Below are 15,706 nucleotides of genomic sequence, written 5' to 3'. Positions count from 1 at the left end.
CGGCGCCAACCGCAAGGCTGGCGCCGTTTTGTCATTGTTTCAGGTTTGGCTGCCGCGGCCGGGCAGGGAGGGCCGCCACAGTCCATGCCCGTGGCTGCGGTCAGTTGGCTTCGCAGAAGCGCTCGACGCCGTCATAGCCGGTGAAGGTGCCGCTGCGCGGCTTGAAGCTGCGGTAGCGGTCCGAACAGTAGCTGTACCATTCGGGCGTCCACGGCTCGATCGCGTAGCTCTCACGATAGACCACACGGCGCTGCACCGGGGCGGGGCGATAGTAGTCCTGGCCATAATCCTGGCGGTAGACGCGGCGCGGCTGCGGCTCGTAGTCGTAATAGTCGTCATAGACCGGCTGCGAACGGTTGGCGTTGCCAGCAATCACGGCGCCCGCGATGAGGCCGAGCGCACCCGCAGCGACGATCGCGCCGGTGTTGTCGTGGCGGTTGTGACGGCGCCAGCGCTCGCCGGCCTCGGCCGCGGGCAGGGCGGTCAACGTGGTAGCGGCAACTGCCGCCGAAAGGACGAGGGTCTTGAAAATACGGTTCATGTCGGTCTCCTTCGCCGTCCGGCCCGTATCAAGGCCAGAATTTAGCGTCGACACTATGTCTAGGGGAGCCCGCCTGAACGCAGCCTGAACGGATTTTCAGGTGCAATGGGTCAAAGAGACTACCGCCGACAAACGCCAATATGCGTTGCGGCGAATACAGCAGCATGCTTGGCCGGAGCACGAACTCCGGCCTCCTTGAAGGTTCTCAGCCGACGGTCAGATTGACGGCCTTCGGACCCTTGCCGCGCTTGTCCGGCTCGGTGTCGAAAGAAACCTTCTGCCCATCCTCAAGACCGGGAAGACCCGACGCCTGCACGGCCGAAATATGAACGAAGACATCCTTCGCTCCGTCGTCCGGCGTGATGAAGCCGAAGCCTTTGGCATGATTGAAGAACTTGACGGTGCCGGTCTGCGGCATGGGAAACTCCTCTGATCCCATCAATTCCAGTCTTCGGGCCGGCAAATGCCCGAAGTGGAAATTTGTCGTTCATTTTTGGGTCATCGGCAAGCAAAAGTTTTGCCTGCCGATACCTGTCCTAAGGCTGCTCAGGCCCGGCAATTACCGGGCCCAAGTGGCCAAATGCAACGCGTTTCGCGGCTTAGTATTCGCAGTAGCGGATCGGGCCGATCTGGATGCAGGAGGGTGGCCGCGGACGCAGCGGATCGAACCTCGAATAGACACGCACGCGGCAATTGGGGCCGACATGGCGGTGGGGCACGTTGCCGTAACGCGGCAGGAAGTGGCGGCGAACCTCACGATGGCAGTCGCGCACCTGGACCGGCGGGCGGACCCGGATCGGCCGGCAGTCGGGGCGGCGGTGGACATGCCACTCGGTACGGCCGAACTGAGGAACAAAATGGCGCTGCGGGTCGCCGTGGCAACCACGGACCTGGATCACCAACCCGCCATCGGCCTGCGGCGCATTGCCCGCCGGCATCGCCTCGACCGGCCCGCCATATCCTAGCCCTGCGGCCAGGAGCATTGCGCCCAGAGACTTCAGCAACTTCATGGTCTGCCTCCTCTGCGTGGGAAGCAGATACTGCCTCCGCGGCAAGACTATGTCACGGTTGGCTGTGGCTCGCCAGAGTGGCGCCGGCTGGACGCAGACTATCTCGTTGATTTGGCGACGGATAATTGCGGAGCCACCCACCAAAGAAGAAGGGCGCGATGGTGATCCACCGCGCCCCTCTTCAAAGCAAAAAACCTTACGCGGCTTAGCCGGCGCGGAGGTTGACCGCCTTAGGACCCTTGCCCATACGGTCGGGCTCGACGTCGAAGCTGACCTTCTGGCCGTCGACGAGCGTGCGCAGGCCCGAAGCCTCGATAGCGGAGATATGGACGAACACGTCCTTCGCGCCGCCATCCGGCGTGATGAAGCCGAAGCCTTTGGTTGCGTTGAAGAACTTTACGGTACCGGTCTGGGTCATTGGGAGAACTCCTTCACCCGTTCAGTGGTCTGGACATGCCGACCGCCTGGCGTCGGCGGCACGTCGGTGGTTTTGCTTGGCGGTCATGCATTTGCGCACGATTAAACCCCCCGCCGAGTCACGGGGTCGTCAGAGATTCACAGTATCGGGGAAAGGGTCGTGCAAAACGTTCCAGTCTCCGGGTCAGCAAACGCCCGAACTGAAACTGATATTGCATGGAAACGCGTAGGTTGCAAGATGTCGCGGCAAGGGCGGTAGGCACTTCGCAGCGTCGCATAAATATACGACATTTCTAAAGGCGCCATTGGCCAGATTGCCGCGCCTGTTGGCGCCAGTTTCGCCGATCCCGATTGCATTCGTTGACAGAATCGCCAGGATCGGGGCAGGGGCTGGAACAATTCCCGCACGGGCGGGGATGAGAGGGAGCTGTTTTCATGGTTTTTTCGGCAAAGACCTTTGCGCGAAAAGCAACTGTCGCCTCGTTGCTGTCGCTGATGCTGGCCTCCTGCGTGGTCGTCGAGGACGGCCCGGGTCCCGGCCCGCGCCCGCCGCGCCCCGATCCGGGCCCGCAATTCTGCACCCGCGAGTATGACCCGGTCTGCGCGCGCCGTGGCGGCGACCGTCAGACCTTCGCCAATTCCTGCATGGCGGAGGCCGCCGGCTACCGCATTATCCGTGGCGGCGAATGCCGTGGTGGCGGTGACGATGGCTGGGGCGGTGGTGGCGGCGGTGGCCGGGGAGACCAGTTCTGTACCAGGGAGTATCGCCCTGTTTGCGGCCGCCGCGGTGACACGCTCCGGACCTTCCCGAACGCCTGTGAAGCCGATTCCTCGGGCTATCGCGTCATCGACGACCAGGGCCCCTGCTGAGCGTATCGAGCTGGTATCTCCCGGCAGCCCATGCCGGGAGTTATCTTCGCGTGGCATCAGTCGCCAACCGACGAACACATAACCTTGTGGATGCGGCAATCGTCGCCGACATGGCGATGCTTGACGCTTCATGTCATCGCCTTGCGCGCGAACATCGCCCACGCGGCTGTTCGGCAATGCTGTGTAGGAGCCCGGACCGGCTCATGAGGCTGGTTGCCCGCACAGCCTGGTTCAGCGCTGCCGGACAATCGCGCCGATCGCATTGACGATCAGGCGAGACGCGGTCTCGGCCGTCAGGCCGTCGATGTCTGCGGGCGGATAAAACTCGACGAGGTCGAAGCCTGCGATCCGCGCACGCTTGCCGAGGCCGGCGATCAGATCGATCGCCTGCGTGTAGGTGAGGCCGCCGGGCGTTCGTGCGGCGACCCCCGGCATGATGCTTGGATCGAGACCGTCGCAATCGAGGGTGACGACGACCCGCGCGCCTTCAGGTATGTGTCGGAGTGCTGCCTCGACGCCATGGGCATGAAGCTCGCGGGCGGTGACGAAGCGGCTGCCGTAGCGCCGAGCCGCCTCGATCTCGGCGAGCCGGGCGCTGCCGACGCTGCGCATGCCGACCTGGACCATGCCTGCGACATGCGGCATCTCGCTGGCCCGACGCATCGGGTTCGAATAGCCGTAGCGTTCGCCGAGCAACTCGTCGCGCCAGTCGATATGGGCATCGATTTGCAGAACCCAAACCGGGCCGTGATCGGCAAAGCCGGCGAGGAAGGGGATCGGCACGGAATCGTCACCGCCGAGCAATATCGGCACAGCGCCAAGTGCCAGGATCTCGCGCGTCCTGGCTTCGATGCGGGCGCGGTTGGCCGCATTGTCGTGCATGATGGTCGCGATGTCGCCGGCGTCGGTGCAGCAGACAGGCTTGCCGTCGAACAGCGAGCCGCCGAGGTCAAAATCCCAGTGTTCGACGAGCGTGGCGTCGTCCTGGCTGGCAGCGCGGATGGCGTCGGCGGCCAAGGCATATCCGCTGCTGTCCTTGCCGGGATAGGTGGTGCCATGAGCGGCGGAGAAGATCACCGCACGGGGCGTGCTGCCATCAGCGAGGCGATCGGGAAGGCCGAGGAAGCGGAGCGATGCGGTCATGTCGATCTGGTCTCAATGGCGTGGGTGCGGTTGCGGTGAAGTCTAGGCTGCGCCCGCAAACGCTGGAGGTGTGGCGCGACAGATTCGACTGGTTTACTCCCGGGTGCGTCGCAGCGTGCCGAGACCGTTGCCGTCGAGCGCCTCGATGGTGATTGTCGACGCCGTGCCGTCGGCGCCGATCACGAAGCTGACCGCCGACGGCATGTCGGGGAGTTCGGGCGAGGGAAAGCTCAGGAACATGTCGCGGTCGAAATGGCTGAGCGGATAGGATTTGGCACCGTCCGGGCCAAGCTTGAGAACGAGACCGTCTCCGGCTGCCGCGACGACGGCCTCGCCGACGAAATCGTTGGCGTAGCGGCCGCCATAGGCGGTGGCTGGACGTGCCGGCGTGGCAGGCGAGGGTAAGGTGGCGTAGGTCGCCTGGGCGGCCGCGACGGCGGGGCCAAACATGCCGGCGTAGATCGCATTCCAGTTCTTCAGCCAATCCTTGCCGACTTTGCCGTCGAAGACGAGGTCGGCGAAGCTGTCCGACAGGCCCTCGGGCACGCCGGTCGGGAAAGCGTTGGCGAGAATGACGATGCCGAGCTGCCGTTCAGGGAACAAGGTGACGAGGCTGCGAGCGCCGACGCTGAAGGCGCCGGCGTGGCCCCAGCTCAGGCCATGGCGGCCGAACTCGACATTCCAGCCGAGGCCGTAGAAGGACTGGCCGCCGCTGACCGGGTTTTTGCCGCGCGTCATCAGCGGGATATGTGTCTGGTCGAGTGCTGTGGCTGCGATGAGCTGCTTGCCGTCATGGCTGCCGTTGGCCAGTTCGAGCCGAAGCCACTGGGCGAGGTCGCGCACCGTGGAGCTGACGCCGCCGGCCGGCGCCTGTGCGTCCGGCTGCCGCTCGACCCTGGCGGCCCAGCCACCGTCGGCCTTGACGTGGAGCGTGGCGCGGTTGGCGCGACCGACGAAATCGGCATGGCGGGAGCTTGTCGAAGTCATGCCGAGTGGACGGTAGAGCTTTTCCTCGGCGATGTCCTCCCAGGTCTTGCCCGTCGGGATGGCTGCGGCGACCGCGCCCTCGGTCAGGCCGAAATTGCTGTAGGAATAGCCGGCGCGGAAGCTCGACGAAGGCGATACGAACCGGAGCCGTCCCAGGATTTCGGCGCGCTCGTAGCCGATTTCCTCGAGATCGTCGCCGGCGGTGCCGGGAAGTCCGCTGCGATGGGAAAACAGGTCGCGAACGGTGAGCTGGCTTGTCGGGTAAGGGTCATTGAGGCGGAAGGCGGGATCGAGATCAGATATCTTCGCATCCCAGGAAACGGTGCCGTCGCCGATCAGTGCTGCCACGACCGTCGCCGAGATCGGCTTGGACATCGACGCGATCTGGAACACCGTGTCGGCGTCGACCTTTTCCGGCTTGCCGGCCGCGCGCAGCCCAAAACCCTTGAGGAAGACAACCTTGTCGTCGTGGACGACGCCGATGGCGAGCGCCGGCACGCTGCCGTCTGAAATGGCTGCTTCGGCCAACTGCTCCAGCTGCGCCAGCGCGGCGGTAACTTGCTCGGTCGTCGCGGTCTGAGCGGATGAGAGCGTCGGTGCAAGGGCAAGGGCGGGGAAGAGCCACGCCAGACGGCGGACGAACGACCTTGCGGACAGCAGCATGCGCCGGACCCCCCTGCTTTATAGCCTGCCTTCGAGGCTACAGCCTGCCATTGGGGAAGCCAAGAGCTGGAACGGCTACCTGACCGTGCCGGCCGGGTCGCGGCCGTCGCGAAAGCCTAGGTCCCTGCCAAGGTGGAGCGACAGCTCGCGCGGATCGAACCCGGCGCGGCGACGGCCATGGCGGCTGCTCGTTGCGAGCTGCGTCAGCCATGTCTGGAGCGGGCCTAGGGTGGCGGCCAGGGTGAGGTGGGTCATGGACTTGGCTTTCAATAGTCAAATTCTGTTGAGGAAGTGCCTCCTCTTTCCTCCTGTTTTTGCTATGAATCCAACTGAACGTAAGGATGAGTGCATAAGGAAAACTTATGGCGATTGTTCAGCTGCCGCCGCTGACGGCGATCCGTGCCTTCGAAGCGGCGGCGCGGCTCGGCAACTTCACCCGGGCTGCGGAAGAGCTTGGTACGACGCAAGCGGCGGTGAGCTACCAGATCAAGCTCCTGGAGGAGCGTGCCGGCACGCCGCTGTTTTTGAGACGGCCCAAGCAGACCGAACTGACCGAAGCAGGTCGGGCGCTGGCGCCGAAAGTCAGTGCCGCCTTCGAGATGCTGGGCGAGGCGTGGGGCGAAACCCGCGGCGGGGCGCGCGGTGTGCTGGTCGTCTCGACGCTGCCGACATTCGCCGCGAGCTGGCTGGCGCGGCACCTCGGCGCGTTCCAGATGGTGCAGCCGGATCTTGCGGTGCGGCTCGAGACGACGACCCGCAACACCGACTTCAGGACCGAGCAGGTCGATGTCGTCATCCGCAGGGATGACGGGAATTTGCCGCTCGGGCTGGCTGGGCATCTGATCGTGCCGACCGATTTCGCGCCGATGCTGAGCCCGAAGCTCGCCGCGACGATCGGCGGGGTCAAGGAACCGGCCGACCTGCTCAGGCTGCCGCAGATAGACCCCGGCGACCTGTGGTGGGGCGAGTGGTTCGTGGGCGCCGGCCTGCCCGCCGACATGCTGCCGCAGCGCCCAGCACCGAAGATGGGCTCGCAGGCCTATGAGGCGATCGCCGCCATCGCCGGCCATGGCGTGGCGATGCTGACGCCGACCTTCTACCGCGAAGAACTTGCCAATGGCACGCTGATCCAGCCCTTCGAGCATGTCGGCTCCGACGGCTCCGGCTTCTGGCTGGTCTATCCCGAGGAGCGCCGCAACGTGCCCAAGATCAAGGTCTTTCGCGAGTGGATCCTGGCCGAGGTCGAACGGACACTGGGCAGAGGCGGGCAGTGTTAGGGAGAGACGCTGCGGACATCAAACTCCTGGCTACCATTTCTTGCGCCGTTTCGAGGCGCCGGCAAAAATCCGCGAACGTCAATGTGTGAGGCTACTGTGAACATCGGCGATATTCGAAAACGGGCGCAAGGGGTGAAAGCGGGCACCGTCAGCCCGCTTGAGCTGGATTATGCGCGCGGCATCCTTCGAGCGCATCGGGGTGACATCAATTCAGCCTTGTATGTCGTCGGACTTTGCGCAGCCGCCGACGATGCCTTGTTGATCGAGCCCTATCTTCGCGGTCCGGCACGTGACGTCCATGGCGAAACAGCACTCAAGCATTGGTCCGCTACCTGGGTCTCGTAGATCGTTACCGTCCGCTTTTGCGGAGGCTGATCATGTCTCCGACCGATCTGGGTTGGATGAACAGCCGTATGTCGGCGATCCATCTCGCCAAGGACTATTTCAAAGACTTCCGCGACGATGAATTGGGCTGCGAGCTCGTTGCAATATTCTGCAACCCGTCTGATCAGGATCAGCTGTCGGCGCGCGGCACACTCGTCGACATTCTGGGCATCAGGGATGAGCTCGGAGATCCTTTCGGCCTTGAGCTGGAAGCTGGCGATACCGATGCCGGCTACATCGTGAAGATGGCCCGGCAACGCTTCAATTGCCACGGCGGATTGCACTGACGCATGATCATCCCGGTAGTCGTCCCGGCGCGCTTGTCCCCTACGGCGATGGCGCGATAGACCGGCCGGGTTGGAAATTGCGGTCGAGCGAGCAGAGGCAGGGGCGAAATGGCTCAGAAGGTCATTGGTCTGATCGGCGGATTTGAGCTGGGAGAGCTCGGCGGAATATTACCGCATCATCAATGAGCGGGTGCGCACACTACGTGGCGGGCCGCATTCGGCGCGCATGCTGATGTGGTCGTTCGATTTCGCCGAGATCGAGGCGCTGCAGAGCAGCGGACGCTGGGCCCGGAAACGAGGTTGTAGAATCTGCGCGTTGTCTCCGAAAATCGATGCCGGACTTTGGGCTCTGCGTTTAGGCGCGCGGGACGAGGGCTTCGATGGCCTTCATCGCCATATCGAGGCCATGCTCGGCGCCGATCGCCTGGCCCATTGCAGTCGCCGTCTGGCGCATACCAGGTGCATCTGTGGCGGTGAATGCTGCTGCGAGCGCCGCAACGGTCAGCGATTCCCGGTCCAGTGGGGCGGGCCCCGCGCCGAGGTCAGCGACGCGGCGGCTCCAGAATGGCTGGTCGCCGAAAAACGGGCAGATGATCGTTGGCAATCCGGCGCGTAGCGAAGCAGCGGTTGTGCCGGCACCACCGTGGTGCAAGGCTGCGCTCATCTGAGGCAGCAGCCGGTCATGCGGTGCCGCGGTCATGACATGGACATGCGCCGGGGGTGAGGGCACCTCGAGAGCGCCGCCGCCGAGCGCCAGAACGCCGCGCTTGCCGGTGCGGGCCAACGCCTCGATGACATCGGCCGCCAGCTTGCCGGGGGCGAGACCGGGCATGCTGCCGAAGCCGACATAGATGGGCTTGTCGCCAGCGGCAAGGAATGCCCTGAGATCGGTCGGCAACCGCCAGTCGTCCTCGTCGAGAAACCAGTATCCGGTGACAAGGACATCGCCGCCCCAATCGGTCGGCCTGGGGACGACGGCCGGACTGTAAGCGTAGAGCGTGACAGCCGGCGCGCCGGGCCGATGGCCGGACGGCACGCCGAGCGACTGCGCGCGCCAACGCGCGAGTTCCTTCCGAAACAGCAGGCCCGGGCCGCGCGTTGCCAGCAGATGGCTGAGGCGGTTGAGCGGGCCCAGGTTGGCGAAAGGCAGGAGCGGGCTTGGAAACGCGGCCGTCGGCGTGAAGCCGGGCAGTGGCGAGGCGAGAACCGCCGGTCGGCCTAGTCGCGCGGCAATGTCTGGAGAGGCGATCGACTTGGGGTGATGAATGATGACATCGGGACCGAAATGGCCGATTGCCGCCCATTCGGCATCGAGCAGGCGGCGCATCAGTGGGCGGATATGCTTGAGCAGCTTCAGCCCGGCGCCGAATCCCCGACTTCCAGCAATCGCCGCCTTGCCCTCAGGCGTGTCCAGCAACGCCAGGAACTCCCCCGGCAAAGGCCAGAAGTCGATGCCGTGGCGGGTGACCATCGATTCGAACTGCTCGGGCGCCGCGAGTTGGACCTCGTGGCCACGCCGCAAGAGGCCGCGAGCCAATGCAACATAGGGCTGGACGTCACCCCGCGTGCCAAGCGTCTGGATGGCGATGCGCATGGCGGCTCCCCTGTGCGGACTGACCAGTAGTCAGTTATACTGACTGGCGGTCACTAGCAAGAGGCGATAAGGTGGGAGCATGCGGCATAGGCGGTGAGTGGAGGTGAGATGCCCCGGATTGTCAGGCATCCTGAAGTAAGACGGGCGGAACTGCTTGCGGCGGCGGCTCGGCTGTTCGGCGCGCGCGGCTATGAGGCGGCATCGGTCGACGACATCATTGGCGACGTCGGGCTGTCGAAGGGTGCGTTCTATTACTACTTCCCTTCGAAGGACGCGTTGCTGGAGGCGTTGGCACGTCAGGCCGCTGAGCGCGCCCGGGCCGAACTCGAGGCGATTCTGGCAACGCCTGCCATGAGCGCAGTCGAGCAACTCAACGCGTTCTTGCGCCGCGGCCGCGACACCGACAGGGCGGCCGAGGCGATTGCCACCTTCGCCAGCATCTTCTTGCCTGAAAATATCGTGCTCTACCACCGCATGCATCGAACGGTGATGGCCGTGATGGTGCCCGCGCTGGCGCGCATCATCGAAAAGGGCCGGCGCGAAGGCAGCATGGCAAGCAACGATCCTCTGATCTCGGCCGAACTGGTGCTGCTGCTCGGCGCGGTCACTCATGGCGCCGTGGCCGACCTGCTCGCGGCCGAAGGCGCCGATGCCTTGAGTCAGGCGATCGCCGCCTTCGAGCGCCGACTGGCCGAGCAGGGATTGGCCGTCGACCGCATTCTCGGCCTGCCGGACGGCACGGCACGGTTCGTGGAGCCGGGGTTCGTCGCGGCGATGGCGGCAGCCAGGCCGAACCGGAACCCGCTTGGCGCGACCGTTGCCGCAGGCTAGTGCTTGGGGTTCGGATTCGTCACCCAGGAGCCTGGGATATGCCACAGAAGGTTATTGGTCTTATCGGCGGGTTGAGCTGGGAAAGCTCGGCCGAATACTACCGGATCATCAACGAGCAGGTGCGCGCACGGCTGGGCGGGCTGCATTCGGCTCGCATGCTGATGTGGTCGTTCGACTTCGCCGAGATCGAGGCGTTGCAGAGCAGCGACCGTTGGCAGGAGGCGACGCTGGAGATGATCGGCGCCGCGCGACGGCTGGAGCGCGGCGGGGCCGACTTTGTCGTCATCTGCTCCAACACCATGCATCGCATGGCGTCAGAGGTGCAGGCGGCAATCGGCATTCCGCTGTTGCACATCGCCGACCCGACCGCCGAACGCATCCGCGCCGCAGGACTTGGCCGCGTTGGTCTCCTAGGCACTGCCTTCACCATGGAGCAGGACTTCTACAAGGGCAGGCTTGCCGAGCGACATGGACTCGAGGTGCTGGTGCCTGAGGCCGAGGACCGGGCGGTGGTGCATCGCATCATCTATGACGAGCTGGTGCAGGGTCGCGTCGAGGCACGCTCGCGCCTGGCCTATCGCGAGGTGATCGCGCGGCTCGTCGCGCGCGGGGCAGAGGCCGTGATCCTCGGCTGCACCGAGATCATGCTGCTGGTCGGGTCGGAAGACAGCGCCGTGCCTTTGTTCGACACCACTGGCATCCACGCCGAAGCGATGGTGGAGCGGGCGCTGGGCTGAAGTCTGGTCGAGTAACGGCCGGCGCGCTTCTTCTCGCCCGAAGCGACGGGTGAGGCTGCGCGCCGAGGCCCGTCCTGCATGGCAATTGACAAAGGCGCGCCAGCCGGGGCAGGATTTCAGGGCTGCGTAGGGCGCATCGGCGAAGGCCGAAAGGGCAATGCCCGCCTGCTGTCAGACCAAGTCCAACAGTTGCGCCCATGCCGAACCTCGAAAACCTCAAGAAGCAGGCCAAGCAATATCTGCGCTGGTATCGCGAAGGCTATCATCCCGTCGCCGCCGAGATCAGGGCGGCGTTGCCGCGCTTCCAGCATCTCGACGACAGCGAGGTGATGCAGGCCACCTTCAAGCTCGCCGATGCGCAGGAGCTTGTCGCACGACAGCAGGGTTTTGAAAGCTGGCAGGCGCTCAAATCAGAAGCCCCTGTGATGAATGACCAAACAACGCGGACCACACGTCCAACCCTGACCGCGACCGCAGCGCAACTGTTCGTCGCCGATATCACGGCATCATGCGATTTCTTTACCGGCAAACTCGGCTTTTCGGTCGACTTCGTCTATGGCGAGCCGCCTTTCTACGGGCAGGTTGTCAGGGACAGGGCGCAACTGGCGCTCAGGCTGGTATGTGAGCCGGTGTTTGCAGGTGACATCCGCCAACGCGAGCACCTGCTATCCGCCTCGATCACCGTCGATACGGCCAGCGAGATCAAGCAGTTGTTCCTCGACTTCCAGGCGGCGGGCGTGGTCTTTCACCAGACGCTGCGCAAGGAACCGTGGGGCGCCAGGAACTTCATCGTGCTTGATCCCGACGGCAATCTGATCCTGTTTGCCGGCCCCGCGGATTAGGCGGGCCAAGCGGGCCGATCGCCCCAAATCACGGCAATCTGAACGGCGGATATGCACAAATGCCGCCGCGACATGTATCGTATGGGACCAGCCTCTTAGAGTTCTTTGCCGCAAAACTTTTGTTGGTGTCCGTGCGGACGCCAGAACAGGGAGGAACAGGATATGGCTTCAATTTCGATACATCCGGCGCTCGACGGCGGGGTCAAACCCGGCAGTGCCGCCTTTACCGGCGGCACGCTCGTCTGCGCCTGCGCCGACAAACCGGTCAAGGTGGCGATCAAGGGCCAGGTTGCCCACAACCACGCCTGCGGCTGCACCAAATGCTGGAAGCCGGAAGGCGCCAGGTTTTCGATCGTGGCGGTCACCGCACATGAGAACGTGACGGTGCTGGAAAATGGCGACAAGCTCGCGGTGGTCGATCCGTCGGCACTGATCCAGCGCCACGCCTGCAAGGGCTGCGGTGTGCACATGTATGGCCCGGTCGAGCGCGACCATGCCTTCAAGGGCCTCGACTTCATCCATCCCGAGCGCTTCCAGGAAGCGGGCTGGGCCGAACCGGGCTTCGCCGCCTTCGTGTCGTCGATCATCGAGGCGGGTGTCGACCCCTCCGAAATGGACGGCGTGCGCGGCCGGCTGAGGGAACTCGGGCTCGAGCCCTATGACTGCCTGTCGCCTGGTCTGATGGACTACATCGCCACCTGGACGGCGAAGAAGTCCGGTGTGCTCAAGGCCTGAGCCGTTGCGCCAGGGCGGCACGGATCCGTGCCGCACTTCTCGCCAATGCTGTCTTTAGCTCGGCAAGTAGAGCTCCCGAACCAGTTCGTGATTGCAGAGCGCTTGCGGACGGTATGGCTTCATCTCGTCGTACTGAAGCACCTGGGGCAATGCAAAGCGTTCGAGAACCGTTGGGTGAAGTGGAGCGCCGGGATTAGTGTCTCGGCAGAAAGCGGATGCGTATCTGAACACGCCTGCGCGTCGTTCATCATGTTGCCGGCCAGCCGGATCCGGAAACAGATGCAGTGAGTCAAGACACAGACGCTCAAGGCGTTCGATGCCGCGGACATGAACAAGATCCTGGCATGGCCTGATTTTCATTCCCGTCGCGGGGTGGGAGCCTTCGATTTCCAGCCTCTTCCGGCTTCTGCCCGGCGCGGGAGCATTTCCGCTTTTCGTCGAACCGCGGAATCTCTCCGTCTTCCTGTTCTTGCGCAATTCCGGACGGAGAACCGCTGCACAGTTTTCCTGGGATTGCGCTAGTTCAACGGGTCGTAATCGGGGATGTGCCCGAAGCTGTAGCCGCGCTGCCTGAGCCCCTGGATGAGGGCGGTGAGATTGGCGGTGCCGTTGAAGGTGTCCTGGAACATCTCGTCATGCATCAACAGGATCAGCCTGTTCGACCTGACGAAGCGGACCTTGCCTGTGAACATGTGGTCGATCTCGCTGACGAGCCTGGTGACGCTTTGCACCGGCTTGCCGGTGCCGTCATGGACCCATTCGTGATCCCAACCATAGAGCCAGAAGCCGGTGGCGGCGACGAACTCGTAGTCCGGTTCCTCGATGCCGATCTCGATGCGGTCGATCGAAAGGTCGTTGGTCGAGATGTTGGGCAGGCGAAAGACGTTGCGGCCGGGGAGCCGGGCATGGGTCGGCACGTCCAACCCGAGGGCCGCATTGGCCCGCACCATGTCGGCGACGACACCTTCGGTGTCGGCATAGAACTTGCGGTACCGGTTGAAGGCGTGGCTGTAGCTGTGGTTGCCCAAGGTGACCAGGGGCATGCTTTTGGCGCGGGCGACAAGCGCCTTGCTCTCCGGACTGGACTTGGCGTGCAAGCCGACCATGAACATGGTGGCGGGCACGTTTTCCGCCTGCAGCACATCGAGGATGTTGCCGGTGCCGTCGAGCGGGCCGTCGTCGAAGGTGAGATAGATGGTGCGGTCCGCCGCCTGTACCGGCGAGCAGGCCAGGACAAGGGCGGCCAACAACCAGAGGATGGTCATGCCCGGAGCGCCATGCCTTTTGCCTGCTGCTTTCAGCATCGTTCTGCCTGTGACTCGCAACCTCTCACCGGCGCCATCGGTACCCTGTGATTACAGGGCGTGCAAAGGTGGGGTCTGGACCTACTGAATTCAGCGGTGCGGTGGCCGGCTGCGTGCTAGATGTCGCGGCAAGTTTGCCGGGGCCGGACATTGAACCATCAGGGCATGACGCAGCAGCCTGACATCGCCGATTTCATCGTCGCGAACATGCATGTCGTGGCGGTGCCTTCGGTTCCCGAAATCAGGCTCTATTCCGCGCATCCGGGCAGCGGGCTGTGGCGGCTCGCGTCCGATGACGCCGGCGACGATGCGCCGCCGCCCTACTGGGCCTATCAATGGGCCGGCGGGCTGGTTCTGGCGCGACATTTTCTGGAGCGACCCGAGACAGTGAGGGGGCGGCGCGTGCTCGACCTTGGCGCCGGTTCGGGGTTGGTCGGCATCGCCGCTGGTATGGCGGGGGCAAGTTCCGTGCTCGCGGCCGAGGTGGACCGCAATGGCGTGGCCGCGATCGGGCTCAATGCGGCGCTGAACGGTGTCGACATCATTGCCATCAGCGGTGATGTGACCGGCGGCCGGGTGCCCGAGGTGGATATCGTTGCGGTCGGCGACCTGTTCTACGACGCCGAACTGGGTGCGCGGGTGACCGCCTTTCTCGACCGCTGCGTCGACGCAGGCATCGAGGCGCTCGTCGGTGACCCCGGCCGGGCCCACCTTCCGCATGCACGGCTTCGACTGGTTGCCGAACATGCGGTGGCTGATGTCGGCACCGGCCAAGCGGCCACGACTAAGCCGAGTGCGGTGTTTTCGTTCGGCTGAGGTCGCAGCCGATTCGACAGTCAGGATGCAGGGTCATTTGCCGAAGCTCCTGAGCATGCGGATCGTCAGGACCGTGGTCAGCACCGAGAGCGGAAATTGGGCGAGACCTGAAATCTCGAAGAACAGGTCCTTGGGCATTTCGTAGGGCGGGGTCGGGAAGATGGCGTGGAAGGCCGCTTTGCCGAAGCCGAAATAGACGATGTTCTTGAAGACATGATTGTAGCCGCCCTCGACATAACCGACCAGCACGATGGGGACGACGAAAACGACGGCTGCCGCCGCCCAGGTGAGCAGGCGTGCAGAGCGCTCCGTGTTGGCAAACCAACCAGCATACAGCAGGGCAGCGATGATGATTGCCGCAGGCGCGACGAAAAGCAGGACATGCAGGCGCCAGGGCGTGCCAAAGATTACGGCGCCATAAGCGTGGTGCAGCGAGGTCAGCGCGAGCAGCAGCAAGGCGCTCGCGGCGACGCGCAGATGGGTGTTGACCGAGATGGCGGGCGTCGAAGCGGCTGTCATGGAATTGTCTCCTGTTGACGAAAGGCGCATCGGCTATCACGATACCGGACACGGTGTTCGGAAATTGCCGGACAGTGGGTGGGCCAAAGTCCGGAAACGGACCGCTGGCTGGGAACGTCCGGAAAATCGGAGACTAAAATGGCCATCGACCGGCGGGTGGTCCGCACGCGCACGGCACTCTATGACGCGCTGGTGGCGCTGATCCGCGCCAAGGATTATGAAGCGATCACCGTCGATGACATTCTCGACGAAGCCAATGTCGGGCGCTCGACCTTCTATGCCCATTTCACCTCGAAGGACGACCTGTTGCAGCGCAGCCTGGAGAGGCTGCGTGACCTGCTCGTCGGGGTCCGTCAGGGGGCACTGGACGGCGTCGAGGGCGGCTGGGATCCAGCGCGGGCGCTGTTCGAGCATGTCGGCGAATATGCCGACGTCCAGGCCGCTCTGGCCGGCGGCCATGGCGGGGCCGTGCTGCGCGAGGCGGTGGACAAGGTGCTGGCCGATGTGCTGCGCCAGACGATGGGTGCCGGCCCCGCCGGCGGGCTGCCGCGCGAACTGGTGATCCAGCACATGGTGGCGACCTTCAACACGACCTTGCGCTGGTGGCGGGAACACCGACCTGCCATGGCACCCGCCGAGGCCGACGCGCTATTCCGGCAGTTGCTCTTGCGCGGACTGCCAGCCGATGTCGCCACGCCGTTCATCGGTGCGGACGAACGGGTGGTAAAGTCGCTTTCCGGTGCTTGACT

19 protein-coding genes are annotated in these 15,706 nt (G+C 64.3%); 10 read left to right on the top strand and 9 right to left on the bottom strand.

Annotation, left to right across the window (positions count from 1 at the left end):
- Positions 1-100 precede the first annotated feature (100 nt).
- The 4 genes from Amn_RS20295 to Amn_RS20280 all read right to left on the bottom strand — a co-directional run bounded on the left by Amn_RS20295 (position 101) and on the right by Amn_RS20280 (position 1,969).
- A complete protein-coding gene (locus tag Amn_RS20295) occupies positions 101-541 on the bottom strand; it encodes a BA14K family protein (RefSeq protein WP_067959472.1) in 441 nt (146 codons plus the stop codon).
- 205 nt (positions 542-746) lie between these two features.
- The gene (locus tag Amn_RS20290) at positions 747-959 is read right to left on the bottom strand and encodes a cold-shock protein (protein WP_018428999.1); all 213 of its coding nucleotides are present in this window, start codon (positions 957-959) and stop codon (positions 747-749) included.
- Positions 960-1,140: 181 nt separating this feature from the next.
- Positions 1,141-1,551, bottom strand: coding sequence for a hypothetical protein (locus Amn_RS20285; RefSeq protein ID WP_067959474.1), 411 nt, complete (start codon positions 1,549-1,551; stop codon positions 1,141-1,143).
- A 205-nt stretch (positions 1,552-1,756) separates the two neighbouring features.
- Positions 1,757-1,969: a cold-shock protein gene (locus tag Amn_RS20280; protein WP_067959476.1), complete on the bottom strand. Its 213-nt coding sequence runs from the start codon at positions 1,967-1,969 to the stop codon at positions 1,757-1,759.
- Between the two features lie 434 nt (positions 1,970-2,403).
- Between Amn_RS20280 and Amn_RS20275 the strand changes: the two genes are divergently transcribed.
- On the top strand, positions 2,404-2,838 hold the full coding sequence (locus tag Amn_RS20275; protein ID WP_067959479.1) for a Kazal-type serine protease inhibitor domain-containing protein: 435 nt from the start codon (positions 2,404-2,406) through the stop codon (positions 2,836-2,838).
- Positions 2,839-3,069: 231 nt separating this feature from the next.
- Here Amn_RS20275 and Amn_RS20270 read toward each other — a convergent pair whose 3' ends face one another.
- Together Amn_RS20270 and Amn_RS20265 are read right to left on the bottom strand one after the other, a co-directional pair.
- Entirely contained in the window at positions 3,070-3,981 is a 912-nt protein-coding gene (locus Amn_RS20270) for an agmatinase (protein ID WP_286291161.1), read from the bottom strand.
- 93 nt (positions 3,982-4,074) lie between these two features.
- Positions 4,075-5,631 carry a serine hydrolase gene (locus Amn_RS20265; RefSeq protein WP_286291159.1) on the bottom strand — a complete coding sequence of 519 codons (1,557 nt, stop codon included), beginning with the start codon at positions 5,629-5,631 and terminating at the stop codon, positions 4,075-4,077.
- Positions 5,632-5,993: 362 nt separating this feature from the next.
- On the opposite strand from Amn_RS20265, the gene Amn_RS20260 reads away from it, so the two are divergent.
- The 3 genes from Amn_RS20260 to Amn_RS20250 all read left to right on the top strand — a co-directional run bounded on the left by Amn_RS20260 (position 5,994) and on the right by Amn_RS20250 (position 7,579).
- Entirely contained in the window at positions 5,994-6,908 is a 915-nt protein-coding gene (locus Amn_RS20260) for a LysR substrate-binding domain-containing protein (protein ID WP_263006422.1), read from the top strand.
- 96 nt (positions 6,909-7,004) lie between these two features.
- On the top strand, positions 7,005-7,253 hold the full coding sequence (locus Amn_RS20255; RefSeq protein ID WP_286291154.1) for a hypothetical protein: 249 nt from the start codon (positions 7,005-7,007) through the stop codon (positions 7,251-7,253).
- A 32-nt stretch (positions 7,254-7,285) separates the two neighbouring features.
- Entirely contained in the window at positions 7,286-7,579 is a 294-nt protein-coding gene (locus tag Amn_RS20250) for a hypothetical protein (RefSeq protein WP_286291152.1), read from the top strand.
- 355 nt (positions 7,580-7,934) lie between these two features.
- Here the strand turns inward: Amn_RS20250 and Amn_RS20245 are convergent, their stop codons facing one another.
- Entirely contained in the window at positions 7,935-9,173 is a 1,239-nt protein-coding gene (locus Amn_RS20245; RefSeq protein ID WP_286291149.1) for a glycosyltransferase, read from the bottom strand.
- Positions 9,174-9,281: 108 nt separating this feature from the next.
- Here Amn_RS20245 and Amn_RS20240 point away from each other — a divergent pair, with 108 nt between their 5' ends.
- The 4 genes from Amn_RS20240 (at position 9,282) to gfa (ending at position 12,318) form a co-directional block, all read left to right on the top strand.
- Positions 9,282-10,004 carry a TetR/AcrR family transcriptional regulator gene (locus tag Amn_RS20240; protein ID WP_286291147.1) on the top strand — a complete coding sequence of 241 codons (723 nt, stop codon included), beginning with the start codon at positions 9,282-9,284 and terminating at the stop codon, positions 10,002-10,004.
- A gap of 38 nt (positions 10,005-10,042) precedes the next feature.
- Complete coding sequence (locus tag Amn_RS20235; RefSeq protein WP_286291144.1) at positions 10,043-10,741, top strand: aspartate/glutamate racemase family protein; 699 nt, start codon at positions 10,043-10,045, stop codon at positions 10,739-10,741.
- A 197-nt stretch (positions 10,742-10,938) separates the two neighbouring features.
- Positions 10,939-11,583 (top strand): VOC family protein, encoded by a 645-nt coding sequence (locus tag Amn_RS20230; RefSeq protein WP_286291142.1) that lies wholly within the window; start codon positions 10,939-10,941, stop codon positions 11,581-11,583.
- A 162-nt stretch (positions 11,584-11,745) separates the two neighbouring features.
- Positions 11,746-12,318, top strand: coding sequence for an S-(hydroxymethyl)glutathione synthase (gene gfa, locus Amn_RS20225; RefSeq protein ID WP_286291140.1), 573 nt, complete (start codon positions 11,746-11,748; stop codon positions 12,316-12,318).
- A 518-nt stretch (positions 12,319-12,836) separates the two neighbouring features.
- Here gfa and Amn_RS20220 read toward each other — a convergent pair.
- Positions 12,837-13,583, bottom strand: coding sequence for a polysaccharide deacetylase family protein (locus Amn_RS20220; protein ID WP_286291137.1), 747 nt, complete (start codon positions 13,581-13,583; stop codon positions 12,837-12,839).
- A gap of 189 nt (positions 13,584-13,772) precedes the next feature.
- Between Amn_RS20220 and Amn_RS20215 the strand changes: the two genes are divergently transcribed.
- Entirely contained in the window at positions 13,773-14,438 is a 666-nt protein-coding gene (locus Amn_RS20215) for a class I SAM-dependent methyltransferase (protein WP_169808321.1), read from the top strand.
- A gap of 33 nt (positions 14,439-14,471) precedes the next feature.
- Here the strand turns inward: Amn_RS20215 and Amn_RS20210 are convergent, their stop codons facing one another.
- Positions 14,472-14,957 (bottom strand): hypothetical protein, encoded by a 486-nt coding sequence (locus Amn_RS20210; RefSeq protein ID WP_154384783.1) that lies wholly within the window; start codon positions 14,955-14,957, stop codon positions 14,472-14,474.
- 138 nt (positions 14,958-15,095) lie between these two features.
- Between Amn_RS20210 and Amn_RS20205 the strand changes: the two genes are divergently transcribed.
- Entirely contained in the window at positions 15,096-15,704 is a 609-nt protein-coding gene (locus tag Amn_RS20205; protein ID WP_154384784.1) for a TetR/AcrR family transcriptional regulator, read from the top strand.
- Positions 15,705-15,706: the final 2 nt, after the last annotated feature.

Origin of the sequence: Aminobacter sp. Y103A (assembly GCF_030294925.1) — a bacterium.
Taxonomy (GTDB): Bacteria; Pseudomonadota; Alphaproteobacteria; order Rhizobiales; family Rhizobiaceae; genus Aminobacter; species Aminobacter ciceronei.
This window is presented reverse-complemented; position numbering and strand designations above follow the sequence as displayed.

Coding starts and splice junctions, on each gene's coding strand:
- Amn_RS20295 (WP_067959472.1), bottom strand. CDS start 541: ATGAACCGTATTTTCAAGACCCTCGTCCTTTCGGCGGCAGTTGCCGCT.
- Amn_RS20290 (WP_018428999.1), bottom strand. CDS start 959: ATGCCGCAGACCGGCACCGTCAAGTTCTTCAATCATGCCAAAGGCTTC.
- Amn_RS20285 (WP_067959474.1), bottom strand. CDS start 1,551: ATGAAGTTGCTGAAGTCTCTGGGCGCAATGCTCCTGGCCGCAGGGCTA.
- Amn_RS20280 (WP_067959476.1), bottom strand. CDS start 1,969: ATGACCCAGACCGGTACCGTAAAGTTCTTCAACGCAACCAAAGGCTTC.
- Amn_RS20275 (WP_067959479.1), top strand. CDS start 2,404: ATGGTTTTTTCGGCAAAGACCTTTGCGCGAAAAGCAACTGTCGCCTCG.
- Amn_RS20270 (WP_286291161.1), bottom strand. CDS start 3,981: ATGACCGCATCGCTCCGCTTCCTCGGCCTTCCCGATCGCCTCGCTGAT.
- Amn_RS20265 (WP_286291159.1), bottom strand. CDS start 5,631: ATGCTGCTGTCCGCAAGGTCGTTCGTCCGCCGTCTGGCGTGGCTCTTC.
- Amn_RS20260 (WP_263006422.1), top strand. CDS start 5,994: ATGGCGATTGTTCAGCTGCCGCCGCTGACGGCGATCCGTGCCTTCGAA.
- Amn_RS20250 (WP_286291152.1), top strand. CDS start 7,286: ATGTCTCCGACCGATCTGGGTTGGATGAACAGCCGTATGTCGGCGATC.
- Amn_RS20245 (WP_286291149.1), bottom strand. CDS start 9,173: ATGCGCATCGCCATCCAGACGCTTGGCACGCGGGGTGACGTCCAGCCC.
- Amn_RS20240 (WP_286291147.1), top strand. CDS start 9,282: ATGCCCCGGATTGTCAGGCATCCTGAAGTAAGACGGGCGGAACTGCTT.
- Amn_RS20235 (WP_286291144.1), top strand. CDS start 10,043: ATGCCACAGAAGGTTATTGGTCTTATCGGCGGGTTGAGCTGGGAAAGC.
- Amn_RS20230 (WP_286291142.1), top strand. CDS start 10,939: ATGCCGAACCTCGAAAACCTCAAGAAGCAGGCCAAGCAATATCTGCGC.
- gfa (WP_286291140.1), top strand. CDS start 11,746: ATGGCTTCAATTTCGATACATCCGGCGCTCGACGGCGGGGTCAAACCC.
- Amn_RS20220 (WP_286291137.1), bottom strand. CDS start 13,583: ATGACCATCCTCTGGTTGTTGGCCGCCCTTGTCCTGGCCTGCTCGCCG.
- Amn_RS20210 (WP_154384783.1), bottom strand. CDS start 14,957: ATGACAGCCGCTTCGACGCCCGCCATCTCGGTCAACACCCATCTGCGC.
- Amn_RS20205 (WP_154384784.1), top strand. CDS start 15,096: ATGGCCATCGACCGGCGGGTGGTCCGCACGCGCACGGCACTCTATGAC.